We start from the raw sequence: 17,880 nt of genomic DNA, 5'->3' as shown, positions 1-17,880 counted from the left end.
ATTGTTTGCCACAAGCACGGCAAAAATAGTTTTGTTTGCCGCGCCGATGTCCATTTTTACAGACTTGGTTTGATTGACAGTGAATGCAGATCATCCTTCTATTATGCAACGCCGCTATAATACCTTCCGCTTAGAAGTTTTATCCCCCATGAGTGCGCCAAGTGCGAGCTATGTTTCGGTCTCGACTTATATTTGATTCCCTGGCAATTTTACAGAAAATTGGTGTTGTTTATTGTCGCGGAAAAGAGTATATTCAGTCTACCGCGTGTAAAATGCACGCAAAAACGAGCGAAATCTCTTGTACTCCTCTGGAGTACGGTGGCGAGAAAGTTAAGTCAGTACAATGCTTTTTCAGATACTGGCTTGGACTCAAGGAATTCCACCTGTTGAAAAAGACTAAAGCTATTTCAGATTTTGTTGTCAGTTTAGAACTTTATTTTTACGGAACATCAAGGTGAGCCGAATAATTGCCTTGTTTAACCAGTCGGGCGGCGTGGCCAAGACAACTTTAACGATGAATCTTGGCTACCATCTAGCCCAACGCCATCCGCGCCGCGTACTTCTGGTTGACTTAGATCCCCAAGCAACACTAACGACCTTCATGGGACTTGACCCAGTTGAGTTGTCTAAAACCGTATATGAAGCCGTCGTCGGAGAAGAACCACTGGCAATTCATGGGCCAATCCACGACTTGAACATTGCTCCCTCCAACATCAACTTAAGTGCTGCTGAACTCGAACTGGTTGCTGCTTTAATGCGAGAGATGCGCCTGAAGGAGGCTTTGGCTCCAGTTAGAGATGACTATGATTTCATATTGATCGACTGCCCCCCAAGCCTGGGAATCCTGAGTATGATTGGCTTAGTTGCTGCCACGCACGTACTTGTCCCTATCCAAACTCAATTCAAAGCATTTCAGGGTACAGATTTGTTGTTGAACACTGTTGCGGGACTTCGCGCCAAGGCTAACCGGGACTTAGCGATCGCGGGTTTCATTCCCACTATGCACGATGGCCGCACGGCTCAGGAAACACGAACATTAAACGCGATTATCGAACAACTGTCCCCCCTCGCTTCCGTCTACGAGCCAGTTCCCCGCTCGATTGCTTTTGCAGATGCAAGTGAAGCTAGATTACCGTTAGCGCTGTTCAACCGCAAGCATCCTGCCGTCGCTGTTTTGAAAAACATTGCCTTAAGTTTAGAGAAATTGTAGTGAATTGTGAGCAAGAAAGACCAACCTTATACAAGTAAATTGAGAGGAGTTGCGGCTTTACTGGGAGAACCCGAACCTGCGGCGGCTGCTGTTGTGGTACCGATAGCCAGGATTTATCTTCCACAAGAACAGCCACGACGCTACTTTGACCTAGAGAAATTACAGCAGCTAGTAATCTCAGTTAAGGAACTCGGCATTTTAGAGCCTCTGTTGGTACGACCGAGAGAGCAGGGGGACTATGAGTTGGTAGCAGGGGAGCGACGATACCGTGCCGCCCAAACAGCAGGACTTACCTCAGTACCTGTAGTTGTGAGGCAACTTACTGATGCTGAAGCTCTACAGCTATCGCTGGTGGAAAATCTACAGCGAGAAGACTTAAACCCCGTCGAGGAAACGGAGGGGATTCTGCAACTCATGGCAAGTCAACTCAATAAAAGTGTTGAAGAGGCAACAGCGCTGCTCTACCGAATGCAAAACGAGGTCAAAGGAAAAGTTACCCAAAACGTTTTGGGTAGCCCCGAGGGAGAGCAGGTGAGGGCGATGTTTGACTCATTAGGGCTGATGAGCTGGGAATCCTTCGTTAGCAGTCGGCTACCCTTACTCAACCTACCGGAGGAAGTTATCAACGCCCTACGCCAAGGTCGAATTGAATATACAAAAGCGATCGCGCTCGCTCGAATCAAGGATTCATCCGCAAGGCAGGCACTATTAGAAGAAGCAATTCAAGAAAATCTGTCGCTAACTCAAATTAAACAGCGAATCATCGCTGCTCGTCCGCTTCAAGAAAAACCACAGTCTCTCAAAATTCTCTTTAAAGAAGCATCTAGCCGTTTGCAAAAAGCTAAGTTTTGGAGCAATCCTAAAAAGCAAAGGCAACTCGAAAAACTTCTCAAACAAATGGAAGATCTGTTGGCAGAGGAATAGCTCACAAGAAGTGGTAGGGAGCGTGGATATGGCTGGTATAGTTTTTTAGCCGAACACTTCTCAATCAAATCGATTATTCCACTTTTGAAAGCTTGAATAAATTCTGCTGAATTACTCTATTTATTGATCCATAAAGATAGTTCTTGGTTTTTCTGGACAATTTAAATGCAGAAGTTCCGGCCATAGAAACACGCACTAAGGGCTACGTTTTCTCCTGGAGGGGAAGATTACTGGTGGTGGGACTATCGCGAGCGCTAATTTCAGCAGGCGTCAAGAGTGTAGTTGTATCTTTGTGGTCGGTACCGGATGCGCCTACGGCGGATTTGATGAGTGAGTTTTACCGCAACTTTCAACAAAATCCCGATAAGGCGGCTGCGCTGCGAGGTGCAATGCTGACGACGATGAAACAACATCTCAATCCCAGAGATTAGGCGGCTTTTACTTTGATTGGCTCTCGTGGTTCAGGACGAATTTATTATCATAGGCGAAAAATTAGAATATTGATTTGATTGTCATGTTGGGAGCAAAGCATAAGCTTGGGTTTGATTGAAGCAGTGGAAGATTTCCATGATTCTTCTACCCTTTAGCTTGTCGAGTATGCGGGCGTGTTGAGTGCGATCGCGAATTGTTGCCACGAGGATTTTTATACAGAGTAGCTCGTTAATCGGAGAATCGCTCTCGTATAGACGTGCGTGTTGAGTGAAACACCCCAGCTTCTGGCAAACGTGCCAATAATCAAAGCATTAAACCTGGCACAGCATCATGTCACTCAATCAACTTCCACTCATCTGAGCCAAATATCGGCACCCACTTAGAGCGAGGAAGTTCAAACGTCCAGTGAGAGCGAATGGGTTCATGGGGAACTTCAACCATCACAGCCTCGACCCAAACAACGCGCACATCATCGCTATACACCTCCCCCTCTAAGCGCTGAATTAAACACCTTTTCCCAATTGGGTCAGCAGACCAAGCGCTCCCTGACTCTTGTCCTGACGCTCCCACATCACAAATCTTAGTTTCTAACGTATCCATACCAGTGAGAGCGTTCGCATCCTCTTGTCCCGACAACCCCACATCCGAACCAGCAGCATTCGCATCAACAATAGCCTTTAGCCGCAAGCACTCAGCTTTACCCAGCTTCTTACGAGCAAACGTCTGCTGCTCAAAAGTAAGGTCATAATAGCCAGTTTCCTTAATATCCTCCATTGACTGACATCCCCTCAATGCATCGCACAAAGATTGCCAACTTTCCTCTTCCAAAACACTTTGAGTTTCCAACGTCCCACTTAGAGGAGTAACAGGAGAGGCACTAACCCTTACCATATCTAACGTATGAGACGATTCAGGCAAGTCTTGAACGTAACCGTTCCCGACATTGAATGAAGACACATCACACAAACTATCAACCGATTGATTTTGCAAAACATCATTTTGCTCAACGTCTTCCCTATCAAATAAAATAACTGCCTCAACTGCCTCAGAACCCTTATCCCCATTAGGTTGTTTGCTCAGTAATTCGCCTGTAACTTCCTCTATCGGCTCAAGAATTACCTCTATTGGTTCCTTACCAACCTCTATCCGTTCAAGAACAACCAAGGGTGATGGAGAAGGATTACTCGACGGAATTGGGAATGGAGGATTGCTACCATCCCCTCGGTTATCACCATCATCAATTTCTTGAACAACTGAGGCTGACGGAGAAGAATTGCGATGCGTCGTTGGAGAATTAGGATTGCTACCACCCCTTCGGTTACCCCCATCATCAGGTTCCCTCACAACCGAAGCTGATGGAGAAGGATTACTCGGCGTCGTTGGAGAATTAGGATTGCTACCACCCCTTCGGTTACCCCCATCACCAGGTGGAATATCGAGAAACCCAATCCCCGATAACCCCATACGTCCGTCCTCAAACACAATGCGTTTAGCTTTAGGGAAAAGCTTTTGAAATCTGGGAATAACTTGATTGGGACCCTTGACATTGCGATCGCTAGACTTAGCCTGGTCAACCCAAATAGATTTGCGCCGACCGTTACTCCCCTCTTCATAAGTAAGAGTGCCATTAGCTTCATACCATTGCTTCAAGCGCTCCCAAAGTTCCCCAGCCGATGTCCGACAATCCGCCACATAACCCAAACGCACATCTTGGCAGAACTGAAATAAATGGGAATTTTCTGCCTGAATTTCCAGCAAATCCTTAATAGTGCAGCTGTAATCAATACCCTCTGTCATCAGCCGCACCAAAGCATCGAGTACATAATTGAGGAAAGCTGACAACACCTTGTCCTGTAAAAAACTGCCATCATACTTGAAGCGAGGATCTGCCTCAATTTCCCCCAAGCGCGGGTTAGCACCAATCTTGTAAGTTTTGTTAAAAGTCAGAATGCCCCAACGGGACGTAATCGCCTCAAGAGCCGCCTTAAGATTGGGAGTATCGTTACAGTTAAATATCCCAACTCCCCCAGGCGTATACTCAACTTCATCTACTCCCTTACCTTCACAGCTGAGAGTATCGCCAGTAAGAAAAGCTTTTAGCGACTGCAAAGCATCCAAGCGAGCAACAGTTGCGTTTTCTGTCGCCCAGTTAACGCGACTACCCACAAGTTTCTTTAATGGGAATTTCCGCCCGTTATCGTAAGCTTTGAAATCGTTAAGGCTACAGCCTGTCATGCCTATGTTTCCATACAGCGCTTTCACCGCCTCGCGCAGGGTATCCTTACCATTGCTCCCCAGCCCCTTCATCAACAACCCTCGTACTACCCGCCCCTTATTCTTCCGCACCGTTGCCAAATCTAGCGTGGCGGCGATAGTTTTGAGAAAAATGTCGCGTTGCGGCGCATCCAAGCACTCAAGCATACGATCTGTGTGAGTTGTATCTGCGTCTGGGTTGTACTCCACTCCAGGAGCGTAGATGTAGTACATATCGGGACTGTGGGGTACTAGCTTCCACGTCGGAACCATAAACGGAGCTGTCCCCGACCACGATAGCTGCAATACGCCGTTGGTGCAGTTGATTCCTGGGGGGTTGATAATACGCCCCGGAACGCGCAGCCGCTGTTTAATCCATGCAATAGCTTTGTTAAAGCTTTCTGGATTGGCGTAAGGAGCTGTCGGCTGACCATCTTTGGTAAATGTTATGTAAGCGTTGCAGAATTCTGTAACCTTAATTTCCTGCTCTTCAAAATCGGCTTCTTGATAATAAGTTCCGTCCCACTGATAGAACTTGTCACCAACGCATATCCAAGGTCTTTGCGGGTCGTCCTTGTACAGCATTTTCACGATTGTTTGCGTGAAAACGAAATCTAACTCGCGAAGAGGCTTGTTGTTGCCATCTGAAGAGCTATGGCTATAGCTATTGTTACCACCGCCGTTATTACCACCCCCAAAGCCGCTGCTATAGTCATTGTTACCCCCGCCATTATTGCCACCGTTATAGCTACCGCTATAGCCATTGTTACCACCGCCGTTATTGCCACCCCCGGTACCACGCTCCATTAGGGCAACATTAGAACTGTCATCGTGTATGGCCATATGGTTGCTAGCCATATATTTGCTGCCTTCCCCAGCTATTACGAAGTTTTTATCTTGCATATGTGCAAACTGAGTTGATTTATGTGGGATGCGTGTCAGCGATTTCAACCATGAGCTATAAGGCTGAGCCTCGTTAAATGCAGCTTCAAATGCCTCTATGCCAAAAGCTACTATCAAGTCGTCGCAGCCTTTACCCTGCTCTAAATCCCAAGAAACAATCCGCACTAAGCCTTTAGCTTGTACAACTAGATGTCCCAGCGTGCGGAGCGCTTTTTCTACTTGTGGCTTTACTATTACGTCAGCGTCAAATGCTATGTATATGGGACGACCGGGTACTATGAATGGTTTGAGAGATGGGTGTAGTCTTTGTCCTTTCCCCTGCTGTCCGCAATCAACGCCAGCTAGGGCTAGGGATACCCACCCATGAGTTAGCAGACATCCAGCTTTTTTTGCCCCTTCGGTGATGACTAGGGGTATCTGCGGGTGATTCAGTACCCACAGCCAAAATCCCATGTCTTCGCGGGATTCGTCTATGTCTTCATTTTCAATGGGGACGCCCACGCGATCGCTGATGGCAATCCAATCTTCTAAGGTGCCTAGTTTTAAGAAGATTGCTGATGCGGTATCGCCTTTGGGGAAGGTGATGTACTTCATGGGCTTTTCCCCTTCGCTCATACTTGGTAGCGGTGAATCTGGCTTAAATTGTCCTTTTTTGGTCCGTTTTCCGGTTACGGGGTCACAAGAATACACGTACCAGCCTGGGGTATGGTTGTACCAGTTCCAGTTGAGAATCCGGGCAATTTGTTGACTGTTGCTTCCAAAGCGCAGGTTGGCGTTGGTGATTGAAGGAGATACGGCGCTATCTATAATCCATTCGTTTGTACGGGAATTGTTGGTGTGGGGGAGCGATCTCGTGGAATGATGGGCGAGGGTATGTTCGGGCGATCGCTGGTTTTGATTAATTAGGGAAGAAGTGAAGTTTTGAGATTGGTTGCCAACGTGCAGCGAGCGCTCGTCTGGCAGTCTGTGAGGAGTTTCATCGATACGACGCACAGCCCCTTGAGGAGCGTTAGCTGCATTTGTTAGTGCGTGCTTGCTGGGTGTTTGGCGCTCGTTGGTGCTTGGGTGTTGCTCATACTGCACTGGAACATTGTAATCCCGTGCTAGTTGTAGCACTACGTCAACGAAAGTCCGCTGCTCAAGCATCATTAAGAAGTTGATGGCATTGCCCCCGGCAAGGCAGCTAAAGCAGTGATACAGCTGCTTACTGGGGCTGACATTGAAGCTGGTTGATTTGGGATTGCCCTGGTGGAAGGGGCAAGTACCTATATAGTTCTTGCCGCTTTTACGGAGGGAGACGTGACGGGAAACGATATCTACTATGTCCGCCCGCCGTCTTACTTCTTCGACGGTAGATTTTTGGATGCGCCCGGTTTTAGAGATGTGGGTTTGTGCTTTGGCGCTTGCGGTTGCAGCGTTAATAGATGCTGGATCAAAGTTGAATTCTTCGTTAGATGACATTTGCGGCTCCTTATATGAATGCAGGAAGCCGACTAGGAGCTAGTTAATCAACATTCAATCCGTTAAGGTTTTGTGCGCCTGGAAGTACGTCGAAAGCGGTAGAAAAATACTACGAACACCGACGCACAAAGGCTTTGGAGCAATACCAATCCCTTTTACTCTCACTTTTTGTGTCTCTATCGAAAGATAGAGAGTAATCTGTCGCTAAAATGTAGATTACTCGAATAGCCATGCTATATTGTAAAAGAAGGAATTAGTCCGCATCTTTTGCGAACTCCTATCGTGTGGTTGGGCACAAGCCTATGCCACTTCTAAACGAACTAAATATTGAAACGTTTTTCTTTTCTGCTATTACTAGCTTGGGCTTCGCTCCTAGTTGGGCTTTGCTCCTGGTATTAGTGGAATTTTTCTTTTTCGGGTCAATTTATCGTCAACGCGACTGGCATAACGGTAAATTGCGAGTATCGGGCAACATAAGCAGCTGACGGCTTATCCACGTTTAAGCATATACCTACCTATCTAGATTAAGAAGCATCGTTGTAACTCACTCAGGTTTTAGCTGGCCGCTGGATAGCAAGTGCTTAACAAGAGGTTAGCTAGATTTGAGATCGATTCTAACAGGACAAAGGTACAATGCGATCGATAATTTTTTAGAAAACATAAATTGTTTTTCCTAGTAAATATTAACAAGCAGAGCAATATTTCCCTTACCCATTAGGAAGAGTAGAGCCTTTGAGACTTAAGGGATTGAGATGCTAGAAATTAAGTTTTATTTATCATTGCTTGACCTCCTAAAAATACCATTTTTTAGACGTTATAGCCTGAACGGAAGGCGCTAAGAAAGCCTGAAAAAGCTCCATCCGAAAATCATATATTTTTTAAGTAAATTTATACCCGCTGGAATTGAGAACAGGGTTACGGTGTTTTTCGCTCGAAACCTTGTTTTTCCGTGTCCTCTCAGCCGATTACCTCCTTTTTGCCATTTTCTTAGCCTAAAAGCTACCCTATGCCTAGAGTTAGCTTCTTGTGTAAGCTAGCAGGCTGTAAGCCGTCATCTAGTAAGTGGCAGCAATTCTAAAGTAAGCGGGTTAAGGCTTGCTCATTCATTTATTTGCCCCCTTGCCTGCTGTTCTCATTTGCTCAAGCCGCTCCTTGATCAGCACTCTGATTTTTGAGGATAAAGGTAGCTCTGACCATGCCGCGTCGGTTCGGCACGTCTCAATTTCTTCTTTTAAATCTCTTACATCAATCGAAATACGATCTTTTTGTGCAGTAGCAGAATCTACACTCTGGCTTCTTTTCATATGTTACTCCCTTTGTTTTACAAGGCTAACATAAGAAGCTTATAGATTACTTCTGCTTCTAATAAATCATTTGCTTGCAAATTACATCGCGAGCAACCCAACCTCTAACCAGTAGGGGTAGACATCTGGATGTTGCTGACATGCAGACGTTACCTTTCCTGTGCCGCTTCGGGCACAGGAAAATTGCCCTTTAACTCACCAATCGGGCAGAAAAAGCGGACAGCTCTTGTTGCCTTTACGCCCATCAGTAAGGCACTTGGCAATCTGTCCGCGATTGCGCTGAATAAGCTCTCTGCCCAGGACGGCATCGTTAGCCCCTAGTAAGCCCCAGGCGATTAGCCCTCCAGCGATCGCACCCACCAATAAGACAGCGCTACAGAGGGCGGCGATATAAAGACTGGCTTTGGCCTTATTATCGGCTGGAGTGGATTTCTGAGCCTCCTTAAACGCTGCCTTAACAAAGGTATGGAGAGCTTGCTGACAAGACTCCTCAAAAAGAAGCCGCTTTGACTTCAAATCCTGCGACAACGCTAGAAGTGCCTCAGCTTTTAGAGATTCTAAAGCCTCCTTTTCCCTGATTGCGCTGGTGACGATATCTTCTCTTTCCCGAATGGCCGAAGTCGTGATGTCCTCTCTTTCTCGCTGTGCTTGAATAGCAATATCCTCTTTATTCAGGCGAAGTTCCAGCATTTGCTTTTGTAATTCAGATAAAGCGATATCCCGCGTGTATTCCAACTCAGCAGCAGCAGTCTTAGCTGTTGCTTCAACAAATCCTTCAGCCCGATAAGTAGCTTCTTTAGCGCTCGCTTCAATTTTGGCTGGAGCTTCTTCTAACAAAAGTTGACGCCACTCCTTTGGAGCCTCCTCAATCAATGCTTGTAGCTGCCCGTTAGCAATCATCAAGAGAAAGATGATTTCCTCGTTAGGGTTAATCTCGCTTTTAAGGGCTAGTTCTAATACTCGGCTTTTACGTTCGGGCGGTTGTCCTTCAAGAGCAATGTCCAAAAGAGTTTGAGCTTTAAAATTATGCTCGTTGTTCTCGTTGTTTGTGTTGTTGGTCATCGCTCTTAGACTTATTAGATTGAAGTTTGGGCGGTTGAGTGCTATCTAACAACCCAGTAGATTCAAAAGCCTCGTATGCCTTGCGAAGGAACGACCTGACTACGACCCGCATCGAAGAAGCCGTTCTTTCTGGTTCCTGATACTGCGAGTATGTAAGCCGTTCGGCTAGCAGTTTGTTAACAACTTTGGGGTCGAGATCGGGAAAGCCAATAATTGGGACAAAGTACTCTTGAGTAAATTTCAGCAAGCTTGGATGCTCGTTCATTAAATCCCATTCCCGTCCAGCCCCATGATTCTTAATCAAAACGTGAGGGATAAATCCGCCTAGCTGTTCTATGACATTTAAACAAGGCTGAATCGAATCAAACTTACCGTTAGTAACAAGCCAGTGGCAAAAGGATACGCCATCGTCCTTCCCCATTTGCACCATTTCTTTTTCGATTAGCCAAGTTTTTAAAGGGTTGATGATATTGGCTGGTAAATTGACTACTACAGGTTTATCCAACGCTAGGTCATAAATCTTGAAGGGATCGTTTTTAAGTTCATCTTCAGAAAATCTGGCAACTTTGCAATATTCCTTGTAGATAGTTGCTACGTCTGGGGTGCCAATATCAGACTCTACACCAGCAAATGAAATTCCTTTGTCAATGAAATATTGCATTAGCGTTCTGGCAACAAAGCTTTTGCCTACACCACCTTTTTCGCCGCCTATTAAATAAATCCTGGCCATAAATCCTCCCCTTACCTGTATGACAACAAGTCAAAATCTTTATCATCGTCCTCTTCCCGAGTAAACCTGCGTTTAGATTTACCTTCAGGTTGCTGTAAAACTTTATGCGATGTTGTATTTGAAGTTGATGCCAAAGTTTCGCTTGGCATATCCTGCAAAATATCCTCCGAAGTATCCCGCAAAATATCCTCCGAAGTATCCTGCAAAATATCCTCCGAAGTATCCCGCAAAATATCCTCCGAAGTATCCCGCAAAATATCCTCCGAAGTATCCTGCAAAATATCCCGCGAAATTTCTATTATCTTGTTATCCTCCTTTGCTTTTCGCTCTTTTCGCACCTTTAACATATATTGCTTGAGCGTCTCTGAAGCAACTTGCCAGCCTTGTTTTTGCATTAAATATGCTAAATGCTCATGAGTGTAATTTTTTTGACTAAGTGCTTCTTCTAGGTAGTCATAGTTTTCTCGGACTATCTCTATCAAAGGTTTTTCGCTATTTGCATCTATAACTATTTCTAGAGAACTAAAAATAGCTTTAGCAAATGTTGGATTAATTTTTTTCTGGTTTGCCATTGCTCTTGCCCTGAAAAACCTAAATAACTAAGTTTTTTCAAACTAACTGTAAAAATTATTTAATGGCACTAGCTTTAGCAATAAATTATTTAACTCTATCTATTGATAGATAAAGCTTAATTTTTTTTAAAAAGCTAACTATACTATGGGTTTGAGCGCCGATAAATAGATGCGCCCTACGCCCGTAGACGGGCGGCGGGCAGGGGAGCAGGATATTTTACCGCTCTCCAGAAAGATTTTGGTTGTTCACACATCACGCCCAGAAGTGGGCAGGAAATACTCGCAAAATGCCTGTATATCTAAAAGGTAAGTTGAAAGAAATATTAGATTTAGCAGTTTTAAAATGATTGTTTTTACTAATTAAAATTCGTTAGCATAAATAGTTAGTTAGTCTTTTTTACTAATGCTCACTCTCAGTAATATTTCTCCAAAGCAGGGGGAAAATTACTTCACCCGTGAAAATTACTACTCCAAAGAAGCCAACCAGCAAAATTCAAGTTGGTTCGGTAAGGGTGCAGAGTCTTTAGGCTTATCGGGCGAAGTAGAAGCTGAAACCTTTAAAAATCTACTCTACGGGGTAAGCCCGGAAGGTAAAAAGCTTTCTGGCAAACCTATCGAGCCAAAAAAACACAGAGCTGGAGTGGATCTCACATTTAGCGCCCCCAAATCTGTAAGCCTCGCTGCGTTGATGGGAGGCGCTAGCCAATTGGAGCAAGCGCATCGCACAGCAGTGGAACGAACTTTGGAAGCCATCCAAAATCGATATGCTCAGACTCGGACGAGAACCCCATCCGGGCGCCAAGTTGTGGATACGGGTAATCTGCTCGTTGCCCAGTTCCACCACGACACCAGCCGGGAGAAAGACCCTCAGCTACACACTCATTGCATCGTTGCGAACGCAACTAGGCTAGACGATGGCAAATGGCAATCAGTCCACAACGATGCTTTTTACAACAACCAGAAGTTACTAGGTGCCATATACAGTAATGAGCTAGTTCAAGAAATTCGCAAGCTGGGTTATCAGGTAGAAGCCAAAGGGGATGAATTTGAGATAGTTGGTTATACCCCTCAACAGCTTGCTCACTTTTCAAAACGGCGATCGCAGATTTTAGAGTTAGTGGGGAATGACGCTACGCCAGCGCAGAAGGCATGGGCAAACTTAAAGACTCGCGCTCCCAAAGGCTCTGAAATCTCTCGCGATCAATTATTGGGCTGGTGGAAAGCACAGGAAGAGGCACTCTCTCTCAACATCAAGCATCCCGTACCGATGTTCGACGTGCCCAAAACTTCAGCCGATGCATCAACACAGAAAGCCACCATTGCAGTCAAAGACGCGATCGCCCATTGCAGCGAACGGACAGTTGCCTTTAAGCGAGAAGCTTTAGAAAAATTTGTACTTTCAGAAATCAAAGATTTTAGCTATGCCGAATTGGAGAAGGCAATTACTTCCGATTCCGAACTCTTAAAAACTACTGATGGGCGCTACACGACTCAGGAGGCTTTGCAGCGAGAGCTGGGAACCATCCAGTTGATGCAGCAGGGTAAAGCGAAAGTTACGCCAATTACTCATCCCGAACAGGTAGAAGCCGTACTTGCAGCTGTACGTTTGACACCTGGACAAGCAGCGGCGGTTACGCTGGCTGCTACAACAACAGACCAGTTTGTCGCTTGGCAAGGGGTAGCGGGGGCTGGCAAAACTTACGCACTCAACCAGTTTAAAGCGATCGCATCATCGAGCGGGTGCGCGCTCAAGGGCTTTGCTCCTAGTGCAGAGGCGGCAAAGGTACTTGGCGACGAAACAGGAATTGAAACTACTACCGTCGCCAGCCTGCTAATTTCTAAGACACCCCAAACACCTTCTACTGCTCCAGCCATATGGATTGTGGATGAAGCTGGTTTACTGTCAGCTAAAGATGCCTATGCTCTGCTCTTAAAAGCTACTGAAGAAAAAGCCAGATTGTTACTTGTCGGCGATACCCGCCAGCTGAGTGCTGTAGAAGCTGGCAATCCATTCAAGAGCTTGCAAAAAGCAGGGATGACAACTGCTTACCTTAACCAGTCTCTCAGACAGCGCACCCGCGACCTGCAAGAAGCCGTAGACCTGATTGCACGGGATCGTGTAGAACGGGGGTTCCAAATCTTGGAACAAAATCGGCGCATCACTGAGATTGCAAACGTTGAAAAACGCAGGCAGCAGCTAGTTAGCGATTATATGAGCTTGGGTTTAAATGAACGCTCAAAAACGCTGATATTAGCCGGAACGAATGCCGAACGCTGCTCGCTGACTCAAGCCATTCGAGACGAACTGAAAGCCGAAGGGCGATTGGGAGAAAGTGCGATCGCCACCGTACTCAAGGCAAAAGATCTTACCCACATTCAAACTTGTTATACCCACTACTACCAAGTGGGAGATGTGGTGGTTCCCACCCGACAATACAGCAGCCAAGGTTTGGACAGATTTGTGCCCTACAGGATAACAGCTGTAGACAAAGATAAACTGACGCTCTTGAGTGCGGGGGGTGAAGAGCTAACCGTAGACCCACTGAAATTTCGCAAGAATATCTACACGCCATTGCGTCTAGAAATAGCGGTAGGCGATCGCCTCAAGTGGACGCAAAATAATCAGCTACTACATCGCCGTAACGGACAAGAGTTTGAGGTGACAGCAATTTTTGGCGACGCAGCCCAAATCCAGTACAAAGGCAGCAAAACCGAGCTTCTTAACCTCAAAGATATTCACCACATTGATTATGCGCTGGTATCTACGGTCTACAGCAGCCAAGGTAAAACGGCAGAACGGGTGCTGATAGCTGCCGACCAGACTCTGGGCCAAGAAGATTTTTATGTGGCGACCAGTCGAGTCAAGGTAGACCTGATGCTTTACACCGAGAGCAAGGCTGAATTACTCAAACGAGTGCAAAAGTCGAAGGCGAAAGAAAACCCCTTAAAACTGATAGGAATAGCGAATCAAAATGAGAAAAACGAAGCTATGGAAAACCAAACTGATGAGAATAAAGAAAAGAATACAGATATAGAGGCAAATACAGCTTTTACCGCTTTAATTGCGCTCAATAGTCGAGTCCTAGTGAACGAAAATGCCCAATCAGACTGGGCTGGATATACTGGCACTGTCGATGCTGAATGGGACAAACAACCAGGAAGTTATTGGGTAAAACTCGATTATGTGGCAGAAATTGGCGACACAACCCGACACCTATTTAAATCTTCTGAGTTATCCCAGCTACCGCAAGAAATGAGGAGCGCTGGCAAGGAATGCTGCGATGCAGAACAGGAAATCAAGCGCCAACAACAACCTACGACCGAGAGCTTAATAACTTATGGACGCACCTACTCCAAACATCCAAAATCAGCAGCTGATAGCGCAAACCCTTCAAGAGGTGATAGAGAACGCCCTGTCTCCATTCATAGAGAGACTCGATCGGATCGAGAACCAATTGGCGCACCAATCTCAAGAGATAAACAACTTGGAAAACAAGATGGACGCAATAGCGCAAGCGATCGCACCCATATCGGCAGAAACCAAAGCATCAACGAACGAATTGCTCGAACAAATAGCGAATCATCGTCAAGACTTAGTGCAAATGTCGGATACGTTCAGAGTGTTAGCAACCGAATTAGAGAAATTCGCGAACGCTTTCAATCCGTAGCAGACTCGGTACGCAGTACGCCCCTAACAGAAATTGCCCCACAGCTAGGTCTAACGCTTGATAAGCATGATAAACACAAATGGCGTGGCGAAGGGCAGATTATTAGTATCACCAACGACAAGTTGTTCTTCGATCATGCCGAACAGAAGGGCGGTGCTGGGGCAATAGACTTTGTTATGCACGTCAACCGCTCTAATTACAGGGAGGCTGTGGCTTGGCTGTCTGAACAGTCAGTTTCCAGTTTGGAAAACCCAAGGCCACATATTGCTACAACCGCCCCAGAGCAACCTCGAAAACCATTTGTTGCACCCATCCAAAAAGAAGAACGATGGCAACAGGTGCGCTCTTACCTGACACTCAAACGAGGGCTGCCAGCCAAGTATGTGGATGCCTTGTACCAGTCCGGGATTATCTATGCCGCCGAACACGTTGATAAGCGCGATCGCATACGTGCTAATGCCATATTCTTACGCCAAAGTTTAGCAACTGACTTTAATCGCTCTCAAGTTACAGGAGCATCAGTTAGGGGAGTTGAGGGCGATTTCAAGGGACTAGCAACTGGAACTAGACGCAGTGAAGGTTGGTTTTACTTCTATGAGGGACAGGGCGAAAAAGTGAACCGAGTCGTCCTGACAGAAGCTCCAATTGATACTTTATCCTTTGCAGCTCTGGACGCAGACCGCGGAGACGGACGGACTTTGTACTTGTCCACAGACGGGTTTGGGGCTATCCCTAAAGTTCAGCTAAAGCAATTGCTCTCTTGCGGTGGACAAGTCATCGTCGCCGTTGACGCAGATGAGGCGGGGGAGTCATTTGCTCAAAAAATTATCTCCGACTTACCTGGTGCCACCCGTCTCAAACCAGATGCAGCTTACAAAGACTGGAACGAGCAGCTGGTTGCAAAAACAAAAACGTTAATTGACAACACTGCCTCGTCCTCCACTAACACCCAGCCACAGGCAGAAAACTTAGACCATCTCCGTTGGTGGTATCGCAGTGCCCAAGTTTTGGGCAAACCGGACAGCTATCTCAACACGATCGGTCTAGTTGTAGATGGCATCAAACAAGGAAAACAGCTAGCTGATGCCACACAAGAGCTAATGCGCGTCGATGTAGCGAAAGCTTGCGATCGATGGCTGCTGGCTGCTCAGAGTCTTGATAAGTCGCTTCAGTACCAGGAGCGAATTAATGAATTAAAAAAAGATTACCAAGCTGGGAAAACGATGTCATGCAAACCTCTTAACTACATGAAACGAGACATCCAACTTTTCCAACAGCACCGTCACCGTCAAGGAAAACAACAGCAATAAGAAAAAATGGCAACTCAACAGCAATTAAGCGAAATCTTCAGCCAGTATTTCGACGCTGGAGAGAGATTTAATACTATTACTGAGGCAAGGCAAAAGGCTAGCAATGTCTTGGGCTACAGGATAGAAGCTGGGACACCAGCAGCAAAAGAGGTGGAAGAGTCGATTGAATTGGGCTTAGTTCTAGCGGCACGAGCGGCGATCGCTGCCACGGACGATCCCATACTTGCATATGAAAAATGCCTCGACCTATACGACCGCCAGCCCGTGCTGAATACCCGGACAAGTACCAGCGTTCTCCAGCAAGCTTACAGCACCCCCATCCCCATTGCCTTCCTAGCAGGGAAACTAGCCCGAATTGATTCCACCACCTCAGTCTATGAACCCAGCGCGGGTAATGGAGCCTTGCTCGTTTCGGCTGACCCAAAAAAGGTCATTGCCAATGAGCTGAACCCCGACCGCGCAGCTGCCTTGCGATCTGCGGGATATCATGTGACCCAAAAAGATGCTACGGTCTTTTTTCCTAACGTCCCGCCAGTGGATAGAGTGATTTGCAACCCACCGTTTAACTCGCTCAAAGATGAACTGGGGCAACCCCGGATGTTTCATAAGGGTAAACTTTACACCAGCCAAATCGACCACGCGATCGCGCTTAAAGCACTCGACTTGCTAAAAGCAGATGGTAAGGCTGTCTTGATTTTGGGGGGAAAGCTGGGCGATGAAGCATCGAGAGCCGACCGCTATAATACCCAACTAACTCGTGGTTTCTACCGCTGGCTCTACTACGACGCAGGCTATAAAGTTACAGACCATTTTTCTATAGACGGCAATCTATACCGCAAACAGGGAGCCTCTTTCCCCATTGATGTCATTTTAATTGAAGGCAAGGGCGAAACGGAACTCAAGCTACCTGCTGTCTCTGTCCCGCGCCAGTACAGCAGTTTTGAGTCTCTTAAAGAGGTAATCTATGCAACCATCCAACGCAATTCCCACATCAACCCAAATGCTAGAACACCCGTTCAACTCATTTCTAGCGGGGACGCTTTGGACACCAGGGCAAGCAAGTACGTTTCCCGAAGATACGGTGATGTGGTGGACAACGGTGCTAGTACCGCCGCAATTGAGCCAGATAGAGAATCGAGAGAAGTATTTGTTCCTGCTGACGAGGCGATTGGAGTGGTTGATAGAAGAAGCGATCGCGGATTGGCATCGCGAGTACGAACCCCAGGAGGAGAAGGAAGGGGAAGCACGAATCGCTCGGGAAATATCAGCTTACCTACCGATGTACCTGAATCCTCTGTCCCGGCACTCCAGTCCTCGACAGATGGCAGAGCGCTTGGTGATGGATTACAAGGAGCTTCATTATACGAGTCTGTTAGTAGGAGAGCAAGAACAGGTGTTTCCGGTAATGTTACCGAACAGCCAGAACGACCCAGAAAGGAACCTGAGACTGCTAGAGGATATGAACCTCATGGACTGGCTGGCCTGGATGAAAACAGAAGTGAACCCGCTCCACAGCGACTAGAAACCAGTGGAGAAGCTGCCCTAGAAGAAGCAACCCTTGACAACCAAGTAGCCTACGTTCCCAGGAGTAAAGCTTTCTCTTTCGGTACACTATCACCTGCTTCTGCCCTTAGCGGACTGCAAAAAGTCTTTGACAAGATTGAAGCCAGAACTGGGATGACGGTAGATGAGTACGTGCAAAAACGCTTGGGGGAGCCAAATGAAGAATCGTTATTCAAACACTACGCAGCCGAGCAGATCGATTCGCTGGCGCTGTGTATTTACAACTACGAGTACGAGCATAAGGCTACTCTCATCGGTCACGACACCGGGATTGGCAAAACCCGAATCGTTTGCGGCTTGGCTCGATATGCCAAAGAACGAGGGTTAGTCCCAGCTATTGTTACTGCTGACCCCGTATTGTATAGCGATATTTTGGGCGTTGCACAATTGAGGGATGATTTAGGTTGGAATAGGAACTTTTTGATACTTTAGATAATATAAAACCAACCGAATTGATAATCTCAACATTTCTTTAGACTTAGAATAAC

At 46.4% G+C, this 17,880-nt stretch carries 13 protein-coding genes; 6 read left to right on the top strand and 7 right to left on the bottom strand.

Going from position 1 to position 17,880, the window contains the following annotated elements; translation table 11 throughout:
• Positions 1–94: transposase-like zinc-binding domain-containing protein (locus H6F77_RS13015; protein ID WP_514131589.1), on the bottom strand; the 94-nt coding region annotated here is incomplete at its 3' end.
• 360 nt (positions 95–454) lie between these two features.
• Here H6F77_RS13015 and H6F77_RS13010 point away from each other — a divergent pair.
• The 3 genes from H6F77_RS13010 to H6F77_RS13000 all read left to right on the top strand — a co-directional run bounded on the left by H6F77_RS13010 (position 455) and on the right by H6F77_RS13000 (position 2,565).
• Complete coding sequence (locus tag H6F77_RS13010) at positions 455–1,210, top strand: ParA family protein (protein ID WP_190489151.1); 756 nt, start codon at positions 455–457, stop codon at positions 1,208–1,210.
• A gap of 6 nt (positions 1,211–1,216) precedes the next feature.
• On the top strand, positions 1,217–2,134 hold the full coding sequence (locus H6F77_RS13005; RefSeq protein WP_309228840.1) for a ParB/RepB/Spo0J family partition protein: 918 nt from the start codon (positions 1,217–1,219) through the stop codon (positions 2,132–2,134).
• 233 nt (positions 2,135–2,367) lie between these two features.
• The gene (locus H6F77_RS13000) at positions 2,368–2,565 is read left to right on the top strand and encodes a CHAT domain-containing protein (protein WP_375335937.1); all 198 of its coding nucleotides are present in this window, start codon (positions 2,368–2,370) and stop codon (positions 2,563–2,565) included.
• 81 nt (positions 2,566–2,646) lie between these two features.
• Here H6F77_RS13000 and H6F77_RS28390 read toward each other — a convergent pair whose 3' ends face one another.
• Both H6F77_RS28390 and H6F77_RS12995 read right to left on the bottom strand, forming a co-directional pair.
• A complete protein-coding gene (locus tag H6F77_RS28390; protein WP_255515741.1) occupies positions 2,647–2,769 on the bottom strand; it encodes a hypothetical protein in 123 nt (40 codons plus the stop codon).
• A 130-nt stretch (positions 2,770–2,899) separates the two neighbouring features.
• A complete protein-coding gene (locus H6F77_RS12995) occupies positions 2,900–7,183 on the bottom strand; it encodes a DUF3854 domain-containing protein (protein WP_190489149.1) in 4,284 nt (1,427 codons plus the stop codon).
• Between the two features lie 302 nt (positions 7,184–7,485).
• Here H6F77_RS12995 and H6F77_RS12990 point away from each other — a divergent pair, with 302 nt between their 5' ends.
• Positions 7,486–7,668 (top strand): hypothetical protein, encoded by a 183-nt coding sequence (locus H6F77_RS12990; RefSeq protein ID WP_190489148.1) that lies wholly within the window; start codon positions 7,486–7,488, stop codon positions 7,666–7,668.
• A gap of 618 nt (positions 7,669–8,286) precedes the next feature.
• Here the strand turns inward: H6F77_RS12990 and H6F77_RS12985 are convergent.
• From H6F77_RS12985 to H6F77_RS12970, 4 genes are all read right to left on the bottom strand, one after another.
• On the bottom strand, positions 8,287–8,487 hold the full coding sequence (locus H6F77_RS12985; protein WP_190489147.1) for a hypothetical protein: 201 nt from the start codon (positions 8,485–8,487) through the stop codon (positions 8,287–8,289).
• 195 nt (positions 8,488–8,682) lie between these two features.
• The gene (locus tag H6F77_RS12980; protein WP_190489146.1) at positions 8,683–9,549 is read right to left on the bottom strand and encodes a DUF6753 family protein; all 867 of its coding nucleotides are present in this window, start codon (positions 9,547–9,549) and stop codon (positions 8,683–8,685) included.
• Complete coding sequence (locus tag H6F77_RS12975; RefSeq protein WP_190489145.1) at positions 9,512–10,279, bottom strand: P-loop NTPase family protein; 768 nt, start codon at positions 10,277–10,279, stop codon at positions 9,512–9,514. Before H6F77_RS12975 ends, H6F77_RS12980 begins: the two co-directional genes overlap by 38 nt.
• A gap of 11 nt (positions 10,280–10,290) precedes the next feature.
• The gene (locus H6F77_RS12970) at positions 10,291–10,851 is read right to left on the bottom strand and encodes a hypothetical protein (protein ID WP_190489144.1); all 561 of its coding nucleotides are present in this window, start codon (positions 10,849–10,851) and stop codon (positions 10,291–10,293) included.
• Between the two features lie 403 nt (positions 10,852–11,254).
• Here H6F77_RS12970 and mobF point away from each other — a divergent pair, with 403 nt between their 5' ends.
• Both mobF and H6F77_RS12960 read left to right on the top strand, forming a co-directional pair.
• A complete protein-coding gene (gene mobF / locus H6F77_RS12965) occupies positions 11,255–15,829 on the top strand; it encodes a MobF family relaxase (RefSeq protein WP_190489143.1) in 4,575 nt (1,524 codons plus the stop codon).
• A gap of 6 nt (positions 15,830–15,835) precedes the next feature.
• Complete coding sequence (locus H6F77_RS12960) at positions 15,836–17,824, top strand: hypothetical protein (RefSeq protein WP_190489132.1); 1,989 nt, start codon at positions 15,836–15,838, stop codon at positions 17,822–17,824.
• The last annotated feature ends 56 nt before the right edge of the window (positions 17,825–17,880 follow it).

The organism is Microcoleus sp. FACHB-831, assembly GCF_014695585.1.
Lineage (GTDB): Bacteria > Cyanobacteriota > Cyanobacteriia > Cyanobacteriales > FACHB-T130 > FACHB-831.
Note: the sequence above shows the minus strand (reverse complement) of the source record. Positions and strands in the feature narration are given on the sequence as shown.

Coding starts and splice junctions, on each gene's coding strand:
- H6F77_RS12995 (WP_190489149.1), bottom strand. CDS start 7,183: ATGTCATCTAACGAAGAATTCAACTTTGATCCAGCATCTATTAACGCT.
- H6F77_RS12990 (WP_190489148.1), top strand. CDS start 7,486: ATGCCACTTCTAAACGAACTAAATATTGAAACGTTTTTCTTTTCTGCT.
- H6F77_RS12985 (WP_190489147.1), bottom strand. CDS start 8,487: ATGAAAAGAAGCCAGAGTGTAGATTCTGCTACTGCACAAAAAGATCGT.
- H6F77_RS12980 (WP_190489146.1), bottom strand. CDS start 9,549: ATGACCAACAACACAAACAACGAGAACAACGAGCATAATTTTAAAGCT.
- H6F77_RS12975 (WP_190489145.1), bottom strand. CDS start 10,279: ATGGCCAGGATTTATTTAATAGGCGGCGAAAAAGGTGGTGTAGGCAAA.
- H6F77_RS12970 (WP_190489144.1), bottom strand. CDS start 10,851: ATGGCAAACCAGAAAAAAATTAATCCAACATTTGCTAAAGCTATTTTT.
- mobF (WP_190489143.1), top strand. CDS start 11,255: ATGCTCACTCTCAGTAATATTTCTCCAAAGCAGGGGGAAAATTACTTC.
- H6F77_RS12960 (WP_190489132.1), top strand. CDS start 15,836: ATGGCAACTCAACAGCAATTAAGCGAAATCTTCAGCCAGTATTTCGAC.